The following is an 8,870-nucleotide window of genomic DNA, read 5'->3' as shown; positions in this document are numbered from 1 at the left end:
GTTCCTACCCGGTGACCGTCTGCTGTTGTACACCGACGGTGTGATCGAGGCCCGAAACCGCCACAACGACTTCTTCGCCCTGCCAGACGTCATGGCAACAATGCCCGCCCACACCCCCCAGGAATTCCTGGAACATCTGCACCAGCAGTTGATCCGCCACACGGAGGGTTCCCTGGCAGACGATGTGGCGATGGTCGTCGTGGACCGCCTCGCTTAACGGAGTCCTACTAGGAAGCGGTAGACGGTCTCTTCGATCGCGGTGAGGCCTGCCGCCTCGAGCCGCCTTCCTCGATTTCCCGGGGGCTTGCACAGCGGGACAGACGGATTGCTGTTTCGTGTAGTTGGTACGGCGGGTGCCAGGGCCCAAATCTCCTGGCACCCGCCGCGGTTCAGCCGGGATGGTCTGTGTCAGCGATCCCGGCGGCTCATTCGGTCCCGTGGTGCAGGTAGGCGCGGTTCACGGTCTGCTGGACGCTGTTGCCGGCGGCGTCCGTCGCGGTCACTCGCAGCGTCACGTACGCGTCGCCGCGTACGCTCGAGGGCCGCTCGACGGTGGCGGTGAACTGCCCGTCGCCGCTGTCGTCCTGCGCGGTGCGCGCGGTGGTCCAGCTCTTCCCGTCGCTGTACGAGGCTTCGACCTTCAGCGTCACGCCGCGCGGGGCGGGCATGCCGTCCTGCATGCGGACGGTCAGGCCGAGGGTGTGCGTGCGCGCCGGGCCCACCGCGTTCTGTGCGTCGACCGGTACGTTGTAGTCGACCTGGAGCAGCGGCAGCAGGGCCGTGTCGGCCGCGGTGTCCGAGTGGAACGTCCACGACGTGTGCGTGCCGGTGCCGAAGTGCCAGTCGTCCGAGGTGCGGGCGGTCGTGAGGTCCAGCCGGTATTCGGCGTTGCCCGCGGGCACCTCGAAGTTGCCCCAGGCGCCGTTGTCGGACTGGGTGACCTGCTGCCCGTTGCGGTACAGCACCGCCGAGGCCGTGTCGTTCACCGCGGCCCGGGCGCCGGGGTCGGCCTCCGCGAACGACCAGTGGCCGGCGCCGGAGTCGGTGAACTCGGGAACGTACACCGACAGGGTGTCGCCGTTGCGCACCGACTTCCGGGACTCACCGCGCGGGATGGAGGGGCGGACCACCGCTCCGAACCACCGCTCCGTCGTGCGCTGGCCGGGCGGGTAGGTGTGCGGGGCGTCCTGCATGCCCGCCTGCAGCGGGATGTCGGGGTCGAAGACGACGTTGTGGTGCACGACGTGGTTCCACAGCGTGTCCCCGGCGCTCACGTACTCAACGCGTTCCTGTCCCACCGGAACGTAGCGGCTGTACTGGTCCCACGCGGTGTCCTGGTACGGCCGCCACCCGAAACGCTGCTCGCTCGCCCAGGACGAGGCACCGGTGCGGGTGTACGTGCTGCGGACCTCCGCGCTCTCCCGCTTCGAGACCGTGTAGACCAGCTGCTTGGGGAGGGAACCCTTCGAGACCTGCATCAGGTCGTACAGGTACGGGCTGCGCACCGTGCCGGAGAACTCCATCGTCGTGGTGCCCTTCTTGATGCGCTCCAGCAGAGCCGACCCGTTCTCCCAGGAGGTCTGCATGGTGGGCAGGGCCATCCGGTCACCGTCCGGCTGCCACCGGGTCCAGTCGGAGAAACCCTCGGGCTGCGCCACCAACAGCGCCTTGGCCCCCGCGTTGGCGGCTGCCTGCGGGAGAGCCCGTCGGTCCCACGGTGCGGAGTTGTCGTCCTGCACGACGGCCAGCTTGCCGCGCACGTCGCTGAAGTTGGGCGCCGCCGCTGTGCCTGCGTCCACGGCGGTCAGCCGCGCGCCCTGGTCCCCGAAGACCGGGGAGGTCGGCTGGTAGTACGGGGTGAACTCCTGAGAGCTGCCGGAGACCTTCGCCCGTAGTTGCGGGGCGACCAACTGCGTGCGCAGGGAGAACTCGAAGGTGCCGTCGGTGACCGGAGCAGTGGCGTTGGTGTAGAGGTTCCAATTGTCGAAGTACAGGGCCCCCTGGATCAGGCCGTGACCGTCGATCCGGCGGTAGTACGAGGTGGTGAAGACACCGCGCTGCTCGGCGGGGCGAGGCGTGTGGATCTTCACCTCGGTGAGGTCGGCGGCGTTCACAGTCACCGTCATGTCCTTGGTGACCTTCACCTCGGGGACGACGACTCGGCCCACGTTGGTGCCGCCCTGAGCGGTCCGCTCGTAGAATCTGGAGCTGACGTAGTACGTGCCCTCTTCCACGACGGCGACTCCCGCGTCAGGGTCCGTGTAGTTCACGAACCCGTCAGGGCCCCAGATGGTCGGCAGTGCGCCCGGCACGATCTGGCCGGCGCGGTTGCGGTAGACCACGGTCAGCCGGTGCAGGGGGGTGTGCACCACGAGGGAGAGGGTGGTGTGGGCGAGCACGGCGCCGGTGGCGGACTTCGCGGTGAGGTATCCGTAGTACTTGCCGCGGACGGCGTGCGTCGCGTCGGTGCGCAGTGGCACCTCGGCCGTGGCGCCGGGGGCCAGTTGCACGGTGCTGGAGTCGAGGCTGACCACCCCGTCGGGGAGCGCCTTGCCGTCCTCGGTGGCCAGGCCGAGGGCCAGGGAGAGCGTGACCGGGCGGTCACCCGTGTTGGTGTAGTGAACGGTGGCCGCCTGCTGCTGCCCCCCTGTGCCGCCGATCTGGAGCGGAGGGAGGGTGACGGAACCGGTGGCTGTGACCGGGCCGATGGCCGCGGCCAGGTCGATGCGGCCACCGCCCTGCTCGGTCACCTTGCTGCCGGACACGGTGTGGGCGGTGCTGATCAGGGCGTCCTTGAGCTGCTGTGCGCTCCAGTCGGGGTGCTGCTGGGCGAGTAGCGCGGCGGCGCCGGCGACGTGCGGGGTGGCCATGGAGGTCCCGGACAGCGCCACGTAGTTGGCGTCGACCGGGTCGCCCAGGGTGGTGCCGGCCGCGCGGGCGGCGACGATGCCCACGCCGGGGGCGGTCACGTCGGGCTTGACCGCGTCGTCGCCGAGGCGCGGGCCACGGCTGGAGAAGGGAGCGAGGGAGTCGTCACTGTCCACGGCCCCGACGGTCAGCGCGGCGTCGGCCGCTCCCGGCGCACCGACGGTGGACGGGCCCGGGCCCGCGTTGCCCGCCGCGACGACGAAGAGCGTGCCGGTGGAGGCGGTCAGGTTGTCGACGGCCTGGCTGAGCGGATCGGTGCCGTCGGTGTCCTCGTCCGAACCGAGGCTCATGTTGACGACCTTGGCGTGCTCGCCGGCCGCCCACTCCATGCCGTCGATGACGTCCGACTCCGAGCCGTAACCGTTGTCGTCCAGCACCTTGCCGATCAGCAGGTCGGCCTTCGGCGCTACGCCGCGCCGGGTGCCGCCGGAGGCGGCGCCGGTGCCGCCGACGATCGAGGCGACGTGCGTGCCGTGGCCGAAGTGGTCGTCGGTGTTCCCGCTGCCGGAGAAGTCCTTGGCCTCCGCGATGCGGCCGACCAGGTCGGGGTGGCTCGCGTCGGCACCGGTGTCGAGCACGGCCACCTTGACGCCCTGGCCTTCGTAGCCGGCCTTCCAGGCGGTGGGGGCGTTGATCTGCGCCGTGCTGCGGTCCAGCACGGCCTTGACCTTGCCGTCCAGCAAGATCCGCGGGGTGACCGCGGCACGGGCGGCGTCCGACGTCCCGCCGGGGTTCAGCGTCTTCCAGAACGCGTTCAGGTCGTGGTCGGCGACCCGCAGCGACCGCGCGTGGATGCTCTCCAGAGTACGGGAGGGCGTCGCGGCCTCATTGAACGCCACCAGCCGGTCGGCAGTGGCCGCGGCCGCCTTCGTCGCCTGCACGGTGACCCTGGCCCCGACCCGTGACGGCCCGGAGGAGACGATCAGCGGAAGCACGGAGGTGTGGGCCTCGTCGTAGCCCTCGGCAATCAGGGCCGACACGTTGAACAGCCGTCGGTCCAGCGTCCCGGCGGTCACCAGCGCCTCGGCGTCGAACGGCAGCACGGTCAGCTGCTTGTCGTCGCCCTCCAGCGTCTGGAAGGGGATGTGGTCGCGCCCGGGTCCGGGCTGCACCGACGCGGTGCGGCGCCCTCCGGGCAGCGTCGTCACGGTCACCTGGTCACCGGTCACCAGCCGCACAGTCACCGAGGAAGCCCCCGGCACGGCATCAGGACCAGCGGCGGTCCCGGTGGCTGCCGTCCCCGCCGCCGCGGCGACAGCCGGCACACCTCCGGCAACCAGCAACAATCCTGTCGATATCGCCGCCGTCAGGCGGGTCCAAGCCATCAGAGAAGCACCTTTCGTGCAGTCGAGAGGTCACAAGCCGTAGAAATGGTTCGCTCAGGCAACTGAATCTGTCACTGGATTTGCCTGTCACAACTGCGACATGTCCCAGCTGCGACACATGCGCCGCCTGCGAACCACCAGGGTGTCAACACGATGAGAATTGCCATGACTTGGGTGTGTTTCTTCTCGAAGGAGTCACCTGGTGAGTACGACGACGGGTCACCTAATCGAGGGTGGTGACGGCGTGTTACTTGCAGAGCTGCCGAGTGTGGTGAGGGTGCCGACGTGAAGTCGATGCCGATATCACCGAACGAGCGCGCGGATTGGAACAGGCGCCGTTTCGCGTCGTGCTTCTCCGCGCTGGCCACCGACCCCGCGAAGGGCTCCGACCTGCTCGGCGCCCTGGTCAGGGAGATGGAGGGGCGGGTGCCGCCGAAGAAGGCCAGTGCGGGCCACCCGGCGGCGAGGATGCCTCACCCAGGGAGGCCATGAGGGCGATGGCGAACCAGGTCAACGCCGCTTCGGCATACGCCACGCGCGCTACCGAACCGGCTACGAAGCAGGTCACGGCCTCGGAGCCCGCTCCAGCACTACCGGCAGCACCCGAGCCTGCCCAAGCTCCAGCGGTTGCCCGGCCTGCGAACCTGGCCACGGCCGGGCTGCTGATCATTAAAGGGGCAGGGGATGCAGTCGAGGGCGGCGAAGGTGACCACGGTCTTGGAGGTGCCGTTGTGCACGACCGGGTTTCAGGTGGCGCTGGTCTTCCCTGCCGGGCAGGTGGCCTGCTGGGCTGGCCAGTCGATGGTGCAGTCGTCGGCGGCGAAGCCTTCCCGGGCCTTGGCCTGGCGGGAGGTGTCCAGCAGGACCGGGGTGACCAAGGCAACGCCGTAGGTCTTGGCCGAGCCGACGATCAGTTCCGCGCTGCGGTAGCCGGAGTCGAGGTAATGCCGCTTCGGGAGCGACTCACGGCGACGGAGCGCTTGGTGGATCGGTTCCAGGGCTTTGGTGTCGTTCAGGGTCACGGCAGCCGTAAGTCGTGATCTTGTTGGGCGGGCTCCTGCACGGCCAGAGCCCAGGATCAGCTCCTCCCGACTCGGAGCCACGCCCAGGGCGAGGAGCCGAAGGTAGTCGGCCCGCGCGATCCTCGCACGTTCGTCGAAGGCGTCGGGGTCCTGGCCGGCGAGGGCGATCGTCAGCCGGGCGTCGGTGCGCGCCCGGGCCCACACCGCGGACAGGTCGAGGCGCAGCGCCTCCACTGCGTCGTCCAGGGTCTGGCCCTGTCGGAGCGCGGTGACAAGCCGATCGGCTTGGCCGGTGGTGAGTGGGGCGGGGGCGGTCATGTTCGCACCCTACGGGCGATGCGGACTACGTGGGTCTTGCGAGTTGCCGTGATCGAGGGACCAGAACCCGCTGCGGCAGCGCCGGACCGTCGACGAGCACGAAGGAGTACGGGCGTCCGTTCCCTTCGCACGTGCACGGGGCCGCCCCTGCTCGCGGAGGTCGCGCCTGACCGTCTTCTTCCCCGCTGCCGCCCGGCGCCGGGCGGCAGCCAACATCATGGGGGCATGCCCGCCGTACCGCAGCACGCAGCTCCCGCTCCGTCCCTTACAGGCGCGGCCGCGAGCTCAGGCTCGGACGGCACGGATCTGGAGCTGTACCGGGAGAAGTTCCGGCGTCGGCTGCCGGACTCGCTCGACGAACTGCACGGGCCGGCGGAAGGCGTCGTGGAACCGCCCGCCACTGTTGTCTGGTCAACAGGGCTGCGGGCCTTCGACCTGGCCAACGAGCGTCAGCGGATGAGCCTGTACCGCACCGTCCTCGCCGAGGGCATGCGCAAGGACCTGTGCGCGCTGCTGAACCGCGACATCCTCCTGCGGTTGTGGCCCACCCTGCGGATCCTGGTCTCGACCACGGTCCGCGGTGTGTGGGAGGACCAGTTCCCCCAGCTGCGGGCTCTGGCCGACGTGCCTCCCGCCCAACCCCCGGCCCGGCGACGGCGTACCCATCACGGCCCGGCGGCCGCGTGAGACTTCCCGACCTGCACGCCCGCCTGCTGGCGGACGTCCTGGCCATCGGCTCCCCGTACCCGCTGGCGACCACCGGCGGGTATGCCGTCCAGGCCCACGAACTCCTCACCCGCCCCAGCCAGGATCTGGATGTCGCGACCGAGAACCCCGCGCCGATGGACGAGATCGTCCGTACCCTCACCGATGGGCTCACCGAGCGCGGCTGGCAGATCGAGGTGATCGAAGTCGCCCCGCTCTCCGCACGCCTCAACGCCATCGACACCCGCTCCGACGCCCGGGAGACTTGCGAGGTCGACGTCCTCAAGGAGGTCTTAACCCGGCCGACCGCCTCCAGCCCTTACGGCCCGGTGCTCGCCGAGGAGGACGTCGTCGGTACGAAGGTCCGCGCCCTCGCCGAGCGGGGCCTGGCCCGTGACGACCTGGACGTGTTCGCCGCCTCGCGACGCTGGACACGACCGACCTCGAGGAATTCGGCCGCCGCCACGCCCGCGACCGCTTCGACCTCGAGTCGCTCCAGACCCGACTGACCGCGGTTGCCTGGCTCGACGACGCCGAGCTCGAGGCGTACGGGGCGAACCCCGAGATGATCGACGAGCTGATGGCGTGGGCCCAGGAATGGGCCGACGACCTCGGTCGCCGGCTGCTGCGCGACCAAGACGTAGAGAAGTAGAACCCTGTACCGCTCGAAAATACGAGTTGGTGCTGGGTGCCCACGGCTCTCTCGCAGATCGCGTTCGCTCTCGGTGCCCGCGGTGGCTGAGCAGCATTACGCCGGTTCTATCACTGGCCCAGACGGCACACACTCAGACCCAACCGCCAAGCGTCGACACCCCATAAGAAACAACCTCTAAGCGCTCAAAAGCAAGGAGCGGAAGGCTCATCAATTTGCTTAGAGTTCTTCAGTGATCGTACGGTGATCGCGTGGAACTTCTTCGACTCTCAAAGGCCGTCAGACGTTTGGGTGTTCACCCGGCGACGTTTCGGGTTTGGGCTGACTCGGGGAAGATTCCGCTGACCTGGGTTGGGCGTGGGCGCCGGTTCTCCTCGATCGATGTGGAGGCGATGAAGGTCTCGACCGGTGGCGAGTGTGTCCGCCTGGAGGGCTTGTACGTGCGCGTTTCCGGCTCCCACGGGCCGGAATTCTCGCTTCAGGCGCAGGAGAAGGAGTTGCGGGCCACCTCCACCGGGGAGATCGTCAAGGTCTTCCGTGACCGAGCCTCTGGCCTGCGGGAGGACCGGCCCGGTCTGAGCCGGCTCCTGCGGGCCGTTGCTGACGGCTCGGTGACCGTCGTGCGGGTCACGCACGAGGACCGGCTCGCCCGGTTCGGTGTCGGCTGGCCCAGGCACCTGCTGTCCGTGTACGGCGCGAGTCTTGAGGTGCTGCACCCGAAGAAGCTCGGCGGCCGGGACGAACTCCTTGAGGACTTCGTGTCGCTGGTCACCACGTTCGCCGGCCGCCTGTACGGGATGCGGTCGGCTGAGAACCGGCGTCGCCTGCTGGCCGAATCCGGGCAATGCCAGGCCGGTAGTCACCGGTGAGCCGGAAGCTGGCGCTCGCCGCTGGCGAGACCTCCCGCACCGCGTGCGCCCGCACCCTTGTGCGCACAGGCGTGGATGAGAAGACCGGCGAACGCCTGTCGCTGTCCGCTGTGACGTTGCGCGTCGGCTGGTGCGCGGATCTCGTGTCCAACCTGGCCGCCGCCCTGCTGGCCGCACACTGGAATACGGGCGATGTTGATGTGCTGGCTGCCGGCGTCGACGCGGGCGGCCGGAATCTGCCGTCGAACGCATGGATGGCGCTACGCCGTCTGGGCTGGAGTTCCGCCCCGCCCGAGGGCGTGAAGGTCAACGACCGGATCGTGCGCATGGCCCAGGAGCAGGCCGGGCGGGCGCTTCGCTCGGTGAAGTGGCGCGCTGACCTGACTGCCGGGGTGCTGGCGACGTGGCCGGCCGATCCGAGCAAGCGCACCCCGAGAGAGTGGGATCAGGTTCGGGCGGCGATCTGTGGCGGGGAGCATCTGCCGTCCAGCATCATCAAGGCCCGCACCCGGCAGGCCGCCACGTATCTCAAGATCAACGGCCGTCTGCCCGTGGACGTGTTCGAACTTGAAGGCGCCCCGAAGGCGGCGCGCCTGCTGTTGCTCGCCGCATGCGATGGGCAGCAGGCCACGATCGAACGCTCCGAAACCGACGCCGGGCAGGCGCTGCTACGGCTTCAGCTGCCCAACCGCCCCGACCCGCAGGCATACCGGGACTGGACTTGGGTGGCCTGCCCCATCGCTCTGCCGCCTACGGTCCCGGCATCGGCGGTGCTCCACCTTCCCACCCTCCGCCTCGCGGGTGACACCGTGCGCGCTGACCTGGCGTACACCCACGCCGTCCCCAAGGCCAGCCGCACCGGTCATTCGGTGGCGCTCGGTGTGGACTGGGGCCTGAACACGCTCCTCAGCGCGGGCGCCGTGAAATTGAACGGCGATGGGCGGATCACTGCGCTCGGTGCCGGCGCCCAGTTCCGGGCCGCCGGTGTGCTTGCCAAGCAGCACCGCCTGCGCCGCCTCTCGGAGCGACTGCACACCAAGAGCAAGCAGTA

At 69.4% G+C, this 8,870-nt stretch carries 6 protein-coding genes and 1 pseudogene; 5 read left to right on the top strand and 2 right to left on the bottom strand.

Features of this window, described 5'->3' with window-relative positions:
• The coding region (locus ACWDA7_RS47180) for a SpoIIE family protein phosphatase (RefSeq protein WP_450613651.1) at positions 1 to 217 on the top strand (217 nt) is incomplete at its 5' end.
• 208 nt (positions 218 to 425) lie between these two features.
• Here ACWDA7_RS47180 and ACWDA7_RS47175 read toward each other — a convergent pair.
• Both ACWDA7_RS47175 and ACWDA7_RS47170 read right to left on the bottom strand, forming a co-directional pair.
• Positions 426 to 4,253, bottom strand: coding sequence for a S8 family serine peptidase (locus ACWDA7_RS47175; protein WP_450613649.1), 3,828 nt, complete (start codon positions 4,251 to 4,253; stop codon positions 426 to 428).
• A gap of 746 nt (positions 4,254 to 4,999) precedes the next feature.
• Positions 5,000 to 5,593: a hypothetical protein gene (locus ACWDA7_RS47170; protein WP_450613647.1), complete on the bottom strand. Its 594-nt coding sequence runs from the start codon at positions 5,591 to 5,593 to the stop codon at positions 5,000 to 5,002.
• A 225-nt stretch (positions 5,594 to 5,818) separates the two neighbouring features.
• Here ACWDA7_RS47170 and ACWDA7_RS47165 point away from each other — a divergent pair, with 225 nt between their 5' ends.
• The 4 genes and pseudogenes from ACWDA7_RS47165 to ACWDA7_RS47150 form a co-directional block, all read left to right on the top strand.
• Complete coding sequence (locus ACWDA7_RS47165) at positions 5,819 to 6,280, top strand: hypothetical protein (protein WP_450613645.1); 462 nt, start codon at positions 5,819 to 5,821, stop codon at positions 6,278 to 6,280.
• Positions 6,277 to 6,950: pseudogene (locus ACWDA7_RS47160) on the top strand (nucleotidyl transferase AbiEii/AbiGii toxin family protein). The gene ACWDA7_RS47165 and the pseudogene ACWDA7_RS47160 overlap by 4 nt, the downstream one beginning before the upstream one ends.
• Positions 6,951 to 7,201: 251 nt before the next feature.
• Positions 7,202 to 7,819 carry an IS607 family transposase gene (locus ACWDA7_RS47155; protein WP_450613643.1) on the top strand — a complete coding sequence of 206 codons (618 nt, stop codon included), beginning with the start codon at positions 7,202 to 7,204 and terminating at the stop codon, positions 7,817 to 7,819.
• The coding region (locus ACWDA7_RS47150) for a zinc ribbon domain-containing protein (RefSeq protein ID WP_450613641.1) at positions 7,816 to 8,870 on the top strand (1,055 nt) is incomplete at its 3' end. The genes ACWDA7_RS47155 and ACWDA7_RS47150, both read left to right, overlap by 4 nt.

Source organism: Streptomyces sp. NPDC001156 (assembly GCF_053598275.1).
Note: the sequence above shows the minus strand (reverse complement) of the source record. Positions and strands in the feature narration are given on the sequence as shown.

Excerpts from the sequence above, each read along its gene's own strand:
- ACWDA7_RS47175 (WP_450613649.1), bottom strand. The coding sequence starts at position 4,253 with ATGGCTTGGACCCGCCTGACGGCGGCGATATCGACAGGATTGTTGCTG.
- ACWDA7_RS47170 (WP_450613647.1), bottom strand. The coding sequence starts at position 5,593 with ATGACCGCCCCCGCCCCACTCACCACCGGCCAAGCCGATCGGCTTGTC.
- ACWDA7_RS47165 (WP_450613645.1), top strand. The coding sequence starts at position 5,819 with ATGCCCGCCGTACCGCAGCACGCAGCTCCCGCTCCGTCCCTTACAGGC.